The following is a 13,672-nucleotide window of genomic DNA, read 5'->3' as shown; positions in this document are numbered from 1 at the left end:
CGGGCACGCCGACTGCGGCCACCGCGGTCAGTCGCTCTCCGGCCGCCGGGCCGTGCCGAGGACGCAGTAGGAGGTCGGCAGCCGCGGGCCCTTCGGGGGCACCAGCAGACTCCGGTACGGGCCGATCTCGAAGCCCGCCGTACGCAGCGCGCCCAGGGTGTCCCGCGCGACGTGACAGCCGCCGAAGAGCAGGGGCCACACCGTGCGGTCCAAGGCGCGCTGCGTGGCCGCCATCGCCGCGCCCGGAGCCACGCCGTGCTCGAAGAACCGCAGCTCGCCGCCCGGCCGCAGGACGCGCCGCAGCTCGCCGAGGGCACGGGGCACGTCACGCACGCTGCACAGCACCAGCGAGGCCACGGCGCCGTCGAAGGCCTCGCTCTTGACGGGCAGCGCCTCGGCGGCACCGGGCACCACGTCCACCGGCACACCGGCTCGCACGGCCGCGTCCACGGCCAACTGGCGCAGGATGCGCTCCGGTTCGATGGCCACGACCTCGGAGACGGCCGCCGGATAGTGCGCGAAGTTCAGCCCGTTCCCCGCGCCGACCTCGATCACCCGGCCGGAGAGCCCGGCGAGCAGCTCCTTGCGGTACGTGGCGATGACGCGCTCGGCGGCCACGCTCTGACGGGCGTAGAAGCGGGCGAAGACGGGATGGTGCACCGCGTCCCGGGACGCGGACCTGGCGGAGCGAGGCGACATGAACCCTCCTCGGCGGGACGACCGGACACCGCAATGGTGCCCCGGCAGCGCCCCCTTTCCCCCCGGCCGAAGCCCGCGAGTCCCGGCAGGTGCCCGAACAGAAGCCGCCGGGGTCTCAGGCGCTGCGCGGCGCCTCACGCGCCGTGAACGCCGCGCTGTCCCACGTTCCCCCGAGCTCCGGACCGAGCCAAGTCCCGGCGCTGGTACGGAAGGTGGCGGGCGCGAGCGCCGCCGCGCCCTGCGGCAGGGCGCCGAGCAGGGGAGCGCCCGCGCACCGTGGCAGGTCCGCGACGTTGCAGCGTGACGCGAGGTCCGGTGCCGCGGGCCAGCTGCCGATCAGCACACCCAGCGGGGCGAGTTCGCGCGCCCGCAGGGCCTCGGCCGTGAGTTCCGTCGTGTTCAGCGTGCCCAGGCCCGCCGTCGCGACCACCAGGACCGGAGCGGACAGGAGGCGCGCGGCGTCGGCGAGGGTGGCGCCCTCGTCGTCGTAGTGGACCAGCAGGCCGCCCGCGCCCTCGATCAGGACCAGGTCGTGGTCGGCCGCCAGCTTTTCCGCCGTCGCGGCCACCTCGTACGGACGCACCTGCGCCATGCCCGCCCGGCGCGCGGCGGTGTTCGGGGCCAACGGCTCGGGGAAGCGGGCGAGTTCGAGCGTGGTGATCGTCTCGCCCGCGAGCCGCCGCACCTCTTCCGCGTCGCCCGGCTCACCGGGCGCGACCCCCGTCTGCGCGGGCTTGAGCACCGCGACGCTGCGTCCCGCGGCGAGCGCGACGGCGGACACCGCCGCCGTCGTCACCGTCTTGCCGATCTCGGTGCCGGTCCCCGACACCACGATGACCGTCATCTCAGCCCTCCTTCGCCGCCGCGCACACCGCGCGGCCGATCCGTGCGACGTCGTCGTCGCCCGTGATGAACGGCGGCATCGTGTAGATGAGGTCGCGGAACGGCCGCACCCACACGCCCTCGCGGGTCGCGGCGCGGGTGGCCGCCGCCATGTCCACGCCGTGGTCCAGCTGTACGACGCCGATCGCGCCGAGCACGCGTACGTCCCGTACGCCCGGCAGCTGTGCCGCCTCGGCCAGGGAGCCGCGCAGGCCCGCCTCGATGCGCTTGACCTCGGTCTGCCAGTCCTGCCCGAGCAGCAGGTCGATGGAGGCCAGGGCCACCGAAGCCGCGAGCGGATTGCCCATGAACGTCGGGCCGTGGGCAAGGACGGGAACCTCGCCCTGGGAGATGCCGTCCGCGACCCGCGAGGTGCACAGCGTCGCCGCCAGCGTCAGATAGCCGCCGGTCAGCGCTTTGCCCAGGCACATCACATCGGGCGTGACACCCGCGTGGTCCGCGGCGAACAGCGCGCCCGTGCGGCCGAACCCCGTGGCGATCTCGTCGAACACGAGCAGCACGTCGTGCTCGTCGCAGGCCTCCCGCAATACCCGCAGATAGGCGGGGGAGTGGAAGCGCATGCCGCCCGCGCCCTGCACCACCGGCTCCACGATCACACCGGCCAGCTCGTCGGCGTGGCGCCCGATCGTCTCGCGCAGATGGTCGGCGTAGGCGTCGTCGTACGCGTCGAAGCCGGCGGGCGGCATGTCCGCGAACAGTTGCTGCGGCAGCGCCCCCTGCCAGAGCTCGTGCATGCCGCCCTTGGGGTCGCACACCGACATGGGCTGCCAGGTGTCCCCGTGGTAGCCGCCGCGCCAGGTCAGCATCCGCCGCTTGTCCGGGCGGCCGAGCGAGCGCCAGTGCTGCAGGCACATCTTGACCGCGACCTCGACCGACACCGAGCCGGAGTCCGCGAGGAAGACATGCTCGAGGCCCTCCGGAGATATGTCGACAAGGCGCTTCGCCAGGCGGACGGCGGGTTCATGGGTGAGCCCGCCGAACATGACATGGCTCATCCGGTCGAGCTGGCCGCGCACCGCGTCGTTGAGCACGGGGTGGTTGTAGCCGTGGATCGCCGACCACCAGGAGGACATGCCGTCGATCAACTCGCCGCCCTCGCCCGCGAGTCGCAGCCGCACACCGCTCGCCGCCTCGACCACCAGGGGCTCCTGGCGGCCGGGCATGGGGCCGTACGGGTGCCACACATGACGGCGGTCGAGATCGAGGAGTTCGGGAACGGAGAGGTCAGGCATTGGGCGCCAGGTCCGTTCCCGCACCCCGGCGGCGTACCGCGACCAGGTCCGTGCGCGCCTCGGAGGCCTCGTCCTCGGAGATCCCGGCCGATGCCGATGCCGATGCCGATGCCGGTACCGACTCTGCCTCCGGCTCCGAGGAACCGCACGGCCCGCAGCCGCCCCCGGCCTCGCCGTGCGACCCGCAGCCCGCGGCCGCGACGGCGTCCGCGCGGTGCTCCGGCAGCGTCACCGTGTCGGTGCCCTCGACCTCGAAACCGGCGTCCGCGATCATCTCCAGGTCGGTCTTGCCGGCCTGGCCCTCGCTGGTCAGGTAGTCGCCCAGGAAGATCGAGTTGGCGAGGTGAAGGGCCAGGGGCTGCATCGAGCGCAGGTGCACCTCGCGGCCGCCCGCGATGCGGACCTCGACGTCGGGGCAGACGAAACGGACCATGGCGAGGATGCGCAGGCAGCGCTGCGGGGTGAGGTTCCACTCCTTGGCCAGCGGCGTGCCCTCGAAGGGGATCAGAAAGTTGACCGGCACCGAGTCGGGGTCGAGGTCACGCAGCGCGTAGACCACGTCCACCAGGTCCTCGTCGCTCTCGCCCATGCCCGCGATCAGACCCGAACAGGCGGAGAGGCCCGCGGCCTGCGCCTGCTGCACGGTGTCCACGCGGTCGGCGTAGGTGTGGGTCGTGGTGATCTCGCCGTACGTGCTCTCGGACGTGTTGAGGTTGTGGTTGTACGCGTCGGCGCCCGCGGTGCGCAGTTTGTCCGCCTGGCCCGCGGAGAGCAGGCCGAGGCACGCGCACACCTCGACGCCGTCGTTCTGTTCCTTGATGGCCTCGATGGTCTGGGAGACCCGGTCGACGTCACGATCGGTCGGACCGCGCCCGCTGGCGACCAGGCAGACCCGCTTCGCGCCGCCCGCCACTCCGGCGGCCGCGGCCTTCGAGGCCTCGTCGGGCTTGAGCCAGGTGTACTTGAGGATGCCCGCCGTCGAGCCCAGACGCTGCGAACAGTACGAGCAGTCCTCCGGACAGAGACCCGACTTGAGATTGACCAGATAGTTGAGTTTCACCCGGCGCCCGAACCACTGCCGCCGTACCTTCCCGGCGGCGGCCACCACGTCGAGAAGCTCGTCGTCGGACGTGGCCAGCACGGCCAGCGCCTCTTCACGGGTCGGCAGCTCGCGCCGAAGCCCCTTGTCCACCAGCGTGTTCAGCAGATCCATGGCGCTGATCCTTACGCACGGGGGCCCCGCTTTCCAAGGAGACTTCGCACAACAGAAACGCTGAGAGGTGTGGGTATTGCCACATCCTGGCCCGGTGGCCGGACGGCTAGGGTCTGTGCACTGTCTACAAACCGGCCCGTGCCGGCGACCCGGAGGGGACCCCCATGGCGAGCTCGCCGTTCGACTGGATCGACGAGCAGGCGAGCCTGCGCGCACGGGCCGGACTCGTCCGCACCCTGCGCCCCCGCCCCGCCGACGCGGGCGGCCTCCTGGACCTGGCGAGCAACGACTACCTGGGCCTGGCCAGGCACCCGGAGATCACCGAGGGCGCGGCGGCCGCGGCCCGGCGCTGGGGCGGTGGAGCCACCGGCTCCCGTCTGGTGACCGGCTCGACCGAACTGCACGCGGACCTGGAGCGCGAGCTGGCCGCGTTCTGCGGCTTCGAGGCCGCTCTGGTCCTTTCGTCCGGATACGCCGCGAACCTCGCCGCCGTCACCGCCCTTGCCCCGCACGGTTCGCTGATCGTCTCGGACGCGGGCAACCACGCCTCGCTGATCGACGGCTGCCGCCTGGCGCGCGGGACGACGCAGGTGGTGCCGCACGCCGACACCGAAGCGGTGCGCAAGACGCTGGACGCGCACGCGGGTCCGGCCGTCGTCGTCTCGGACACCGTCTTCTCGGTCGACGGAGACGCGGCCCCACTGGCCGAACTCACTGCCCTGTGCCAGGAGTTCGGTGCCGGTCTGGTCGTCGACGACGCCCATGGGCTCGGCGTGCTCGGCGACGGCGGACGCGGCGCCCCGCAGGCGGCCGGGCTCGCGGGCACGGACCACACGGTGGCCACGGTCACCCTGTCGAAGTCCTTCGGCAGCCAGGGCGGTGCGGTCCTCGGCCCCGCCAAGGTCATCGACCACCTGGTCAACGCCGCACGCACCTTCATCTTCGACACGGGGCTCGCGCCCGCCGCCGTGGGGGCGGCCCTCGCGGCCCTGCGGTTGCTGCGCGCGGAGCCGGAGCGTGCCGCACGGGCGCGCGCGGTCGCGGCCGAGCTGCATGAACGCCTCACGGCGGAAGGGCTTTCGGCGGTACGCCCCGACGCCGCCGTCGTCTCCGTGAGCGCGCCGTCACCGGAAGCCGCCGTGCGGTGGGCCGCCGACTGCAGGGGCGCGGGCCTGGCCGTCGGCTGCTTCCGTCCGCCGTCGGTGCCCGACGGCATCTCGCGGCTGCGGCTGACCGCCCGTGCGGATCTCACCGACGGACAGATCGCCGATGCCGTACGAGTGATCAGCCGCGCCGCACCCCGGTAGTCACCGGAGGCCGTGGACGAAGGCCTCCCATGTCGCGGGCGAGAAGAGCAGGGCGGGCCCTGCCGTGTTCTTCGAGTCGCGCACGGCGAGCAGCCCCTGCTTCGGCCCTGAAGCGAGCGAGGCTGTCTCCACACAGTTGTTCATGCCGTTGCTCCGACTGCTGCGGTACCACCGTGCGCCGTGCAGAGAAGTGCTGGAAGGTACGTGCCGAGGCAGTGCCGTCATGGTGCCCCCTTACGCGCCGTCACGTATCCCGGCGATGTGATCCGTTGATTCCTCGGGTGAAAGTGCCTTTCTCTGAAGGGAGTTGAAGGCCTCCGTGTAGGCCTGAAGGTCTTCTTTCCGTTCGAGGTAGAGGCTACTCGTCAAGTGGTCGAGAACAACCACATCCAGATCAGCAATGTTCGGAAAGGAGAAAATAACGAAAGGGCCGATGAGGCCCACGTGCTCTCCGGCGGCGAACGGCAACACCTGAAGTCGTACATGAGGCAACTGTGCGGCCTCCAGTAACCGTTTCAACTGGCCCGCGAGCACCTCGCTGCCGCCCACTGGCCGGTGTAGCACCGCCTCGTCCAGGATCACGCTCAGTCGCAGCGGCGGGGCCGCGCGCAGCACGTCCTGACGGGCCAGACGCACCTCCACCAGCGTGTCCACCTGCTGTTGGGGCAGTCCGTCGAGCGCGGCCCGCGTCACCGCACGCGCGTAGTCCGGGGTCTGCAGCAGGCCCGGCACGACGGTGGTCTCCAGGGTGCGCATCCGGCAGGCCTGCGACTCCAGGCTGATGAAGTCGCGGTAGGCGGGCGGCAGCAGCTCGCGATAGGCGTGCCACCAGTGGCGCCGCCCGCCGTCGTCGTCCGAGCCCGCCAATGCCACCAGCAACTGACGGAGCTGGGGGTCCGCCACCTCGTACGCGTCGAGCAGCAGACCTACGTCGGCAGCCTTGACGCTGCTACGTCCCGTCTCGATCCGGCTGACCTTCGACTGATGCCAGCCGACCCGGTCCGCTGCCTGGCCACTGGTGAGCCCGGCGTGCGTGCGTAGCGCACGCAGTTCGGCGCCGAGTTTCCGGCGGCGCACCGCTGGGCCGTACCGCATGGTCCGTCTCCTTCCCGACGGAGCGTTTCTTTTCGGCCTCCCCCGGGCCGTTCAGGGGCGACAGTAGAGGAAGCGCCGACCGCGCGCCCAAATACGGTCTCTCGTAGCAGAGTTCACCGTTTTGAGCGACAGATATATGCACATCTTGGTGGATGGCCACCTCTGAGGGGTCCAAGAGTGGCAGTCTGGCGCGAAGCACCATTCCGGGACTGTCCTCGTGCCTTCGTTACGAGTCGGAGCCGAGCCCCGGTGGGAAAGGGACAGCGTCGCCATGGCAGACCTTCAGGAAGCATCCGTCACCCTGCCGAGCGATCCTGCCTCGGTCTCCGCGGCCCGGAAATACGTTGCGAGCATCTTGGCCGAGTGGGGTCTGCCGGGCGAGACCGAGGCGGCCGACACGATCCGGCTCATCGTCTCCGAGCTCGCCACGAACGCCGTCCAGCACACCCGGGGCCAGTCGCCCACCTTCCGGGTGGACATCGAGCTGGACCGGGACGAGCAGCTGCGCATCGGGGTCACCGACAGCCACCCCCGTTATCCCAAGCGGCTGCCCGCCGCCGTCCAGCAGGACAACGGCCGCGGTCTGGTCATCATTCGCTGGCTGACCATGGAGTGCGGCGGCAGGCTGTCGTTCACGCCCACCCCCGAGGGCGGCAAGACGGTCTGGATCGAGCTGCCGTGGACGGCACCCGTCCGCGGTGAGGCCGCGACCCCCTCGACCTCACCCCGCTGACTCGACCTCACCCCGCTGAGCGTGCTCGGGCTGGGGCTCCTCAGCGGGGTCGTGAGGCCCTGACGTCGTCCGAGCTGTCCGAATCCTCGTCGTCGCGCGCACGGCGCAGCAGAAGGGGGAGCAGCCCCCACAGGCCCGCGCACACCAGCAGCGTGGCCGCGCTCGCGATGATCCCGCCGGTCCGGCCCACCGCCACGTCGACGACCAGGAGCACGGCGCCGGAGACCGCGAAGACCAGGACACCCAGACCGATGCCGGCGAGGCGGGACGACACCCGCACGATCAGTGGCTTGGAGTGCTGACCGAAGAGAGACCTGTGCACGGCCGCCGGGGCGGTGAACAACGCCGCGGCGAGCACCGCGAGCAGCAGCGTGGCGACGTAGGTGGTTCGCTGCACCGTGTCGAGCGAGGGGAAGCGCTCGGTGAAGGCGAGCGTCAGCAGGAAGGCGAAGAGGATCTGCACCCCGGCCTGCGTGACGCGCAGCTCCTGGAGGATCTCCGCGAAGTTGCGGTCGGCGCGTTCGAAGCGCGTCTCGTTACGCGATGGGTGGTCCGAGGCGGGAGAACTGTTGTTTTCGGCCATGGCGCACGAGTATCCGCGCCGACGCGCTCCACGCCTGGCGGGCGCGCCGACCGGAGGGCCGGGCGGGGGTCGCCCCGCCCTCCGGCCGATGACGGATGATCAGCGCACCCTGCCGTACCAGACGCTCTTCGTCCAGATCTTCTCGAGCCGCACCTTGGTGTTCGACTTGGGGGCGTGCCAGATCCGGCCCTTACCGGCGTAGATGCCGACGTGGTAGACGTTCCGGCCGGAGTGGAAGAAGACCAGGTCGCCGCGGACGCGGTTGGACGCGGAGATGTGGCGGGTCTTGTTGTACTGCTGGGCGGCGGTGCGTGGCAGCTTCTTGCCCGCGCGCTTGAAGGAGTACTGGGTCAGGCCCGAGCAGTCGAACCGGTGTGGTCCCGTGGCTCCGTAGCGGTACGGAGAGCCTTTCTTTGAGGCGGCGATCTTGAGCGCCTTCGTCCCGTGTGTCGCGGCCTCCGCCTCCGACGTGAGCCCCGGGGCCACGAGGGTGCCGCCTACGACGGCGAGCGTGAGGGCGGATACGGACCCGACCCTGGTGAGCAGCGACGGAACATGATTCAGCGCAGTCATGCGCAACCCTTCGTCAACCGCCTGTGAAGGATGACCTGTCGGATTCGGGCTGACAAAGTTGCCCGGCCGCGTACTGCGGCTTCACCCCAAGGGTCGTTGTCCGGACCTTCCGGACCGACCCGTCATGCCTGGGTCCTCCACTCCTGCCGATGCACCGATGTCGACCGGTCATCCGGGTGGCGGCAGGACTCGGCGTCCGCCCGGACCGCCCCGCCGCTGTGGCGGGGGCTTGTCGTCGGAGAGGATCTTGACCCGACATGGGGTCGAAAACCGAGCCGAAACGGCGTTTTGTGAGGCTCCTCACGGCTGAACCGTTCGGGTGGACACGGTCGGATTCGGGAGCGGGAGAGCGCGCCGGACGATCGTTCGACCAGCACCGGAACGACGAATTCCGGCCCACGCGTACACATCTGACGCAACCGAAGACGTCTCGAAAAAGGAGGAATGTCTACGCTGAATGAGGTAGCCCGTTTGGTTCGTTTGAGATCGGCCCCGGACGCTACGGAGTTCGCAGCCCGGGGTGACGGCTGCTCAGGGGGCGGATGGGGGCGGCACGGTGACCCGCCCGGCCCGCCGCTCTCCGTCGAGCACGCGCAGCGCACGGGCCAGCGTCGGTGCGTGCACGGCGCTTTCACCCCGCTGGTGCATGAGCGTCAGCGCGTCCCGCAGGGCGGTCGCGCTGCCGACCAGGGCCTGGGCCGCGCGCAGTCCTCCGTAGGTGTCCGAGGCGCGGGCGGGGTTGATCCGGCCGAGCAGGTCGACCACTTCGAGGTACCGGTCGATCAACTCGCCCTCGGCGCGGGTGAGTGCGGGCAGCGGGGGAAGCTCGGGCGGCAGCATCGGTGGCTCACCTCGCGTCCGGGGTGCGTGGTTCCGGGCTGCGCGGATCCGGGGAGCGCGGGGAGGACTTGCGGTTCGCGATGATCCCGTCCACCAGGCCGTAGTCGACTGCCCCCGCCGCGTCGAGGATCTTGTCCCGCTCGATGTCGGCCGCGACACGATCGGCGCTCTGCCCCGTGTGCCGGACGAGCAGCTCCTCCAGTCGCGCGCGGGTGCGCAGGAGTTCGTCGGCCTGGATCGCCAGGTCGGAGGTCTGGCCGTGGACCGGCTCGGTCAAGGCGGGCTGATGGAGCAGCACTCGGGCGCCGGGCAGCATGAACCGCTTGCCGGGGGTGCCCGCGGCAAGCAGGACGGCGGCCGACGACGCGGCCTGCCCCAGACATGTCGTCTCCACGTCGCAGGTGACGAACTGGATCGTGTCGTAGATCGCGGTCATCGCGCTGAACGAGCCGCCGGGGGAGTTGACGTAGAGCGCGATGTCGCGGTCGGGCGCCAGGTGTTCGAGGTGCATGAACTGTGCCGTCACGTCGTTGGCCGACGTGTCGTCGATCGGTGTGCCCAGAAAGACGATGCGCTCCTCGAGCAGCTTCGCGTAGGGGTCCAGCGTGCGTCGGCCCGTACTGGAGTGCTCGGTGAACTCGGGCAGGACATGACGGGCGAACGGTCGGTTCATGGCGCGTCTCTCCTCTGTCGGGGTCGGCTGCTCCCATGGCTTCCTGTAAAAAATGTACAGGACGTACGTAACGCCGTGGTGAGAATCGGGGACGGCGTGGGCATGCTCCGCCTCGTCGCGATCTCAACCGCCCCCAGCCGAAAGCGCCGTATGACTGCGTCCGAGCTCGTCCACCTCACCGCCCGCGAACTCGCCGCCAGGATCCGCACCCGCGAGGTGTCCGCCCGCGAGGTCGTCCAGGCGCACCTCGACCGGATCGAACAGGTCAACGACCGCGTGAACGCGGTCGTGACGCTCGTGGCGGAACGCGCGCTCGACGAGGCGCGCACCGCGGACGAGGCCGCCGCGAGCGGCGCCGCCCTCGGCCCGCTGCATGGACTGCCCGTCGCCCACAAGGACACCCACGACACCCGCGGCATCCGGACCACCTACGGGACGCCGCTCCTGGCCGACAACGTCCCGGACCGGGACGAGCTGATCGTCGAACGCATCCGCGCCGCCGGGGCGATCACCATCGGCAAGACCAACGTGCCCGAGTTCGCAGCCGGTTCGCACACCGTCAACCCGGTCTTCGGGGCGACCCGCAACCCGTACGACCTCCGCCGGTCCGCGGGCGGCAGCAGCGGGGGAGCGGCGGCCGCGCTCGCGTGCGGCATGCATCCCCTGGCCGACGGCAGCGACATGGGCGGATCGCTGCGCAACCCCGCGTCGTTCTGCAACGTGGTGGGCCTGCGCCCGTCGCCGGGCCGGGTGCCGAGCTGGCCGGACGCCGCGCCCTGGTCGACGATGGCCGTGCAGGGGCCGATGGCACGCACCGTCGCCGACGCGGCTCTGCTGCTCTCCGTCGTCGCCGGTCCCGACCCCCGCTCACCGATCGCCCTGGAGACGCCGGGGAGCGCCTTCGGCGGGTCGCTGGAGCAGGATCTGAAGGGGCTACGGATCGCCTGGTCGCCCGACCTGGGCGGAGCGGTCCCGGTCGACCGCGAGGTCAGGGAGGTGCTCGCGCCCGCCGTCGCGGTCTTCGCCGACCTGGGGTGCGCCGTCGAGGAGGCATGCCCCGAACTGGGCGGCGCCGACGAGGTGTTCCGGACTTTCCGCGCCTGGCAGTTCCACCTGGCGCTCGGCGGGCTCGTGGAGAGCGCGGCGGACCGGATCAAACCCAGCCTCGTCCGCAACGTACGGCAGGGGCGCGCCCTCACCGGCATCGACCTGGAGCGGGCCACCGTGCTGCACGGTGAACTCTTCCACCGGATGCGGGCGTTCTTCGACCGCTACGACGCGCTCATCCTGCCGACGAGCCAAGTGCCACCCTTCCCCGTGGAGTTGGAGTATCCGGACAACATCGACGGGGTGCCGATGGCCGACTATCTGGACTGGATGCGCTCGGCGTACCTGGTGTCCGCCACCGGCTGCCCGGCCCTGTCCGTGCCCGCCGGATTCACCCCGGGCGGACTGCCGGTCGGGCTGCAGATCGTCGGCCCGCACCGCGGCGACCTACGTGTTCTGCGGATCGGCCACGCCTTCGAGCAGGCCACCCGGCACGGCGAGCGCGGGCCGGGGCAAGGCGTTACGCGCCCGGACGGACGGGTACTCGGGCGCCATGAATCGTTTGGAGCATCTGGACAAGAGCCTCGTCGACGAACTGACGCGTGAACTGACACACGCGGCCCGCGAGGCGGTACGCGACGAACTGAGGGAGCAGACACGGGGGCAGCGCCGCAGGGCCGCGCTGTACGCCGGTGCGGGAGCCGCCGGCCTCTACGCGGGCGCGGCACTGGCACTCGCCCTCGGCCTCGCGCTCGCTCTGGGACTGCCCGACTGGGCGGCGGCGCTGATCACCGCGGTGGTGCTCGGTGGCGTGGCCTATCTGTTGCGCAACGCGGCGCGCCCTTCCGCGGGCCGCCCGTCCGCCGATCGCGCTTCCACTGACCGGACTTCCACGGACCTGCCCTCCACGGATCACCCCTCTCCGGACGTGCCGGCGGTGGACGGGCCGGCCATGACCCCGCCGCCCGTGACACCGCCGGCGCCCGAGCGGCCGACGGCGCCGCCGACCGTGGACGCGGCGCATCCGGGCGGCGTGGAGCCCGAGGTGCCGCACCGCTGGGGACAGTGATCCGGGCCACCCCGAACGAAGATGTTTGGCCAACGGGTTACGGGCCACTCGGGGAATTGAGGTGGCCATATTGAACACATCATCGGAACCAGAGAAGAAGAAGACGAGTTCGCAGAACTCGCGTAATTCGACCGAACAAGCGGAAAGCGGCAGCGCGAAGCGCCGCCCGGGCCCCATGGAGGTGCTGCGCATCGCACGCACCCAGCTCGCCGAGCTGACCGGGATGGCCGCCGAGTCCGTGTCGTCCTTCGAACAGACCGAGGACGGCTGGACGTTGGAGATCGAGGTCCTGGAACTCACCCGGGTGCCGGACACGATGAGTCTCCTCGCGAGCTATCAGGTGGAGTGCGACCCGCAGGGCGAACTCCTGGGTTACCGGCGCATCCGCCGCTACGAACGCGGACGCGCCGACGGCAGCAAGTCCGGCGGCCGCTGAGACGGCTGTACGCGCGGGTTTCCGCGACATGTCCACAGATATCCCAGACTAAGGAGGGTCGATCGGCATGACCGTTGTCCCTGCACAGCAATCCGGCGGATCGGGCGGCACCAGTGGTCTGTATGACGTCCTGGAGCTGGTACTCGACCGCGGCCTCGTGATCGACGCCTTCGTGCGTGTCTCGCTCGTGGGCATCGAGATCCTGAAGATCGACGTGCGTGTGGTGGTCGCGAGTGTCGACACCTACCTGCGCTTCGCCGAGGCGTGCAACCGCCTCGACCTGGAGGCAGGTCCGCACAAGAACCCCGGACTCCCCGACCTCATGGGCGAGATCACCGAGTCCGGTGCGCGCGGCAAGTCGAAGGGCGCCCTTTCCGGTGCGGCCGAGACCATTTCCGACGCGTTCAAGCAGTCGCGTGAAGAGAGCCAGTCGGAGTCCCGCCCGCGCGCCCGCAAGAGCACCTCGGCGCGCCGGAAGGAGGAGCAGGAATGAGCACGTACGTCTACGGCATCACCGCGGGTTCGCACCCTTCGCTCCCCGAGGGCATGGAAGGCGTGGGAAAGCCGGCCCGCCCCGTGCGCATCCTCAAGGAGGGCGACCTGGCGGCGATCGTCAGTGACGCCCCCGAGGGGCTGCGCGCCAAGCGCAATGACCTCCTCGCCCATCAGAACGTGCTGAACGAGGCGGGCGCGGCCGGTCCGGTCCTGCCCATGCGGTTCGGCAACGTCGCCCCCGACGACGCGGCGGTCACGAGCGTCCTCGCGGAGCGCGCCGAGCACTACAACGAGCGGCTCTCGACGCTGGCCGGCAAGGTCGAGTACAACGTCAAGGCCAGCCACGACGAACAGGCCGCACTGCACCGCGTGATGGCGGACAACCCCGAGGTGCAGGCGCTCGCGGAGGCCAACCGGCAGGCGGGCGGCGGCAGTTACGAGCAGAAGCTGCAGCTCGGCGAGATGGTGGTGGCCGCGCTCCAGGCCCGCGAGGCCGAGGACGCGGTGGAACTGCACCGCACCCTGGAGCCGGCGGCGCACTCCGTCAGCGTGGGCCCCGAGTCCACGGGATGGCTGGCCAACCTGTCGTTCCTCGTGGAGCGCAAGTCGGCCGAGGTGTTCCTCGCCGCCGTCGAGGAAGCCCGCAAGGCCCACCCGCACATCGAACTGCGCGTCAACGGCCCGCTGCCGCCCTACAGCTTCGTCGAGCCCGGTCCTTCCGAGCCGACCGGGGCCACGCCGGAGTCCGCGAGCTCGCAGGCCGGCCGGGAGTAG

17 protein-coding genes and 1 riboswitch are annotated in these 13,672 nt (G+C 70.9%); of the genes, 7 read left to right on the top strand and 10 right to left on the bottom strand.

The annotated features are described in order from the left end of the window. Positions 1-27: 27 nt before the first annotated feature. The 4 genes from ACWFRU_RS13420 to bioB form a co-directional block, all read right to left on the bottom strand. Entirely contained in the window at positions 28-699 is a 672-nt protein-coding gene (locus tag ACWFRU_RS13420; protein WP_453686414.1) for a class I SAM-dependent methyltransferase, read from the bottom strand. A 115-nt stretch (positions 700-814) separates the two neighbouring features. Beyond that, positions 815-1,543 (bottom strand): dethiobiotin synthase, encoded by a 729-nt coding sequence (gene bioD / locus ACWFRU_RS13415; RefSeq protein WP_453686412.1) that lies wholly within the window; start codon positions 1,541-1,543, stop codon positions 815-817. A 1-nt stretch (position 1,544) separates the two neighbouring features. After that, positions 1,545-2,834: an adenosylmethionine--8-amino-7-oxononanoate transaminase gene (locus ACWFRU_RS13410; RefSeq protein WP_453686410.1), complete on the bottom strand. Its 1,290-nt coding sequence runs from the start codon at positions 2,832-2,834 to the stop codon at positions 1,545-1,547. Beyond that, positions 2,827-4,047: a biotin synthase BioB gene (gene bioB / locus ACWFRU_RS13405; RefSeq protein WP_453686408.1), complete on the bottom strand. Its 1,221-nt coding sequence runs from the start codon at positions 4,045-4,047 to the stop codon at positions 2,827-2,829. The genes ACWFRU_RS13410 and bioB overlap by 8 nt, the downstream gene beginning before the upstream one ends. Before the next feature lie 164 nt (positions 4,048-4,211). On the opposite strand from bioB, the gene ACWFRU_RS13400 reads away from it, so the two are divergent. Beyond that, the gene (locus ACWFRU_RS13400) at positions 4,212-5,354 is read left to right on the top strand and encodes an 8-amino-7-oxononanoate synthase (RefSeq protein WP_453686406.1); all 1,143 of its coding nucleotides are present in this window, start codon (positions 4,212-4,214) and stop codon (positions 5,352-5,354) included. Here the strand turns inward: ACWFRU_RS13400 and ACWFRU_RS13395 are convergent, their stop codons facing one another. Further along, on the bottom strand, positions 5,355-5,579 hold the full coding sequence (locus ACWFRU_RS13395; protein WP_249585990.1) for a DUF397 domain-containing protein: 225 nt from the start codon (positions 5,577-5,579) through the stop codon (positions 5,355-5,357). Positions 5,580-5,588: 9 nt separating this feature from the next. Beyond that, entirely contained in the window at positions 5,589-6,449 is an 861-nt protein-coding gene (locus tag ACWFRU_RS13390; RefSeq protein ID WP_453686403.1) for a helix-turn-helix domain-containing protein, read from the bottom strand. A gap of 271 nt (positions 6,450-6,720) precedes the next feature. Between ACWFRU_RS13390 and ACWFRU_RS13385 the strand changes: the two genes are divergently transcribed. Next, positions 6,721-7,182, top strand: a complete 462-nt coding sequence (locus ACWFRU_RS13385) for an ATP-binding protein (protein WP_453686401.1) — start codon at positions 6,721-6,723, stop codon at positions 7,180-7,182. 40 nt (positions 7,183-7,222) lie between these two features. Here ACWFRU_RS13385 and ACWFRU_RS13380 read toward each other — a convergent pair whose 3' ends face one another. The 4 genes from ACWFRU_RS13380 to ACWFRU_RS13365 all read right to left on the bottom strand — a co-directional run bounded on the left by ACWFRU_RS13380 (position 7,223) and on the right by ACWFRU_RS13365 (position 9,851). Further along, complete coding sequence (locus ACWFRU_RS13380) at positions 7,223-7,765, bottom strand: DUF6328 family protein (RefSeq protein ID WP_453686399.1); 543 nt, start codon at positions 7,763-7,765, stop codon at positions 7,223-7,225. 99 nt (positions 7,766-7,864) lie between these two features. Beyond that, a complete protein-coding gene (locus tag ACWFRU_RS13375; RefSeq protein ID WP_453686397.1) occupies positions 7,865-8,338 on the bottom strand; it encodes a C40 family peptidase in 474 nt (157 codons plus the stop codon). A 3-nt stretch (positions 8,339-8,341) separates the two neighbouring features. After that, positions 8,342-8,505, bottom strand: a riboswitch (cyclic di-AMP (ydaO/yuaA leader). 364 nt (positions 8,506-8,869) lie between these two features. Further along, on the bottom strand, positions 8,870-9,178 hold the full coding sequence (locus ACWFRU_RS13370) for a hypothetical protein (RefSeq protein ID WP_453686395.1): 309 nt from the start codon (positions 9,176-9,178) through the stop codon (positions 8,870-8,872). 7 nt (positions 9,179-9,185) lie between these two features. Then, complete coding sequence (locus ACWFRU_RS13365) at positions 9,186-9,851, bottom strand: ATP-dependent Clp protease proteolytic subunit (RefSeq protein WP_453686394.1); 666 nt, start codon at positions 9,849-9,851, stop codon at positions 9,186-9,188. A gap of 150 nt (positions 9,852-10,001) precedes the next feature. On the opposite strand from ACWFRU_RS13365, the gene ACWFRU_RS13360 reads away from it, so the two are divergent. From ACWFRU_RS13360 to ACWFRU_RS13340, 5 genes are all read left to right on the top strand, one after another. Next, complete coding sequence (locus tag ACWFRU_RS13360; RefSeq protein ID WP_453686392.1) at positions 10,002-11,504, top strand: amidase; 1,503 nt, start codon at positions 10,002-10,004, stop codon at positions 11,502-11,504. After that, complete coding sequence (locus tag ACWFRU_RS13355) at positions 11,452-11,967, top strand: phage holin family protein (RefSeq protein ID WP_453686390.1); 516 nt, start codon at positions 11,452-11,454, stop codon at positions 11,965-11,967. Before ACWFRU_RS13360 ends, ACWFRU_RS13355 begins: the two co-directional genes overlap by 53 nt. A gap of 67 nt (positions 11,968-12,034) precedes the next feature. Beyond that, positions 12,035-12,403 (top strand): gas vesicle protein GvpO, encoded by a 369-nt coding sequence (locus ACWFRU_RS13350; protein WP_453686789.1) that lies wholly within the window; start codon positions 12,035-12,037, stop codon positions 12,401-12,403. Between the two features lie 67 nt (positions 12,404-12,470). After that, on the top strand, positions 12,471-12,896 hold the full coding sequence (locus ACWFRU_RS13345) for a gas vesicle structural protein GvpA (RefSeq protein ID WP_363310939.1): 426 nt from the start codon (positions 12,471-12,473) through the stop codon (positions 12,894-12,896). Then, positions 12,893-13,672 carry a GvpL/GvpF family gas vesicle protein gene (locus ACWFRU_RS13340; RefSeq protein WP_453686388.1) on the top strand — a complete coding sequence of 260 codons (780 nt, stop codon included), beginning with the start codon at positions 12,893-12,895 and terminating at the stop codon, positions 13,670-13,672. The genes ACWFRU_RS13345 and ACWFRU_RS13340 overlap by 4 nt, the downstream gene beginning before the upstream one ends.

Source organism: Streptomyces sp. NPDC055099, assembly GCF_053607685.1.
The sequence above is the reverse complement of the archived record's forward strand: the minus strand, read 5'-3'. Positions and strand labels throughout refer to the sequence as shown.

What these genes read in the sequence shown, in the direction of transcription:
- ACWFRU_RS13420 (WP_453686414.1), bottom strand. Translation starts at nt 699, where the DNA reads ATGTCGCCTCGCTCCGCCAGGTCCGCGTCCCGGGACGCGGTGCACCAT.
- bioD (WP_453686412.1), bottom strand. Translation starts at nt 1,543, where the DNA reads ATGACGGTCATCGTGGTGTCGGGGACCGGCACCGAGATCGGCAAGACG.
- ACWFRU_RS13410 (WP_453686410.1), bottom strand. Translation starts at nt 2,834, where the DNA reads ATGCCTGACCTCTCCGTTCCCGAACTCCTCGATCTCGACCGCCGTCAT.
- bioB (WP_453686408.1), bottom strand. Translation starts at nt 4,047, where the DNA reads ATGGATCTGCTGAACACGCTGGTGGACAAGGGGCTTCGGCGCGAGCTG.
- ACWFRU_RS13400 (WP_453686406.1), top strand. Translation starts at nt 4,212, where the DNA reads ATGGCGAGCTCGCCGTTCGACTGGATCGACGAGCAGGCGAGCCTGCGC.
- ACWFRU_RS13395 (WP_249585990.1), bottom strand. Translation starts at nt 5,579, where the DNA reads ATGACGGCACTGCCTCGGCACGTACCTTCCAGCACTTCTCTGCACGGC.
- ACWFRU_RS13390 (WP_453686403.1), bottom strand. Translation starts at nt 6,449, where the DNA reads ATGCGGTACGGCCCAGCGGTGCGCCGCCGGAAACTCGGCGCCGAACTG.
- ACWFRU_RS13385 (WP_453686401.1), top strand. Translation starts at nt 6,721, where the DNA reads ATGGCAGACCTTCAGGAAGCATCCGTCACCCTGCCGAGCGATCCTGCC.
- ACWFRU_RS13380 (WP_453686399.1), bottom strand. Translation starts at nt 7,765, where the DNA reads ATGGCCGAAAACAACAGTTCTCCCGCCTCGGACCACCCATCGCGTAAC.
- ACWFRU_RS13375 (WP_453686397.1), bottom strand. Translation starts at nt 8,338, where the DNA reads ATGACTGCGCTGAATCATGTTCCGTCGCTGCTCACCAGGGTCGGGTCC.
- ACWFRU_RS13370 (WP_453686395.1), bottom strand. Translation starts at nt 9,178, where the DNA reads ATGCTGCCGCCCGAGCTTCCCCCGCTGCCCGCACTCACCCGCGCCGAG.
- ACWFRU_RS13365 (WP_453686394.1), bottom strand. Translation starts at nt 9,851, where the DNA reads ATGAACCGACCGTTCGCCCGTCATGTCCTGCCCGAGTTCACCGAGCAC.
- ACWFRU_RS13360 (WP_453686392.1), top strand. Translation starts at nt 10,002, where the DNA reads ATGACTGCGTCCGAGCTCGTCCACCTCACCGCCCGCGAACTCGCCGCC.
- ACWFRU_RS13355 (WP_453686390.1), top strand. Translation starts at nt 11,452, where the DNA reads ATGAATCGTTTGGAGCATCTGGACAAGAGCCTCGTCGACGAACTGACG.
- ACWFRU_RS13345 (WP_363310939.1), top strand. Translation starts at nt 12,471, where the DNA reads ATGACCGTTGTCCCTGCACAGCAATCCGGCGGATCGGGCGGCACCAGT.
- ACWFRU_RS13340 (WP_453686388.1), top strand. Translation starts at nt 12,893, where the DNA reads ATGAGCACGTACGTCTACGGCATCACCGCGGGTTCGCACCCTTCGCTC.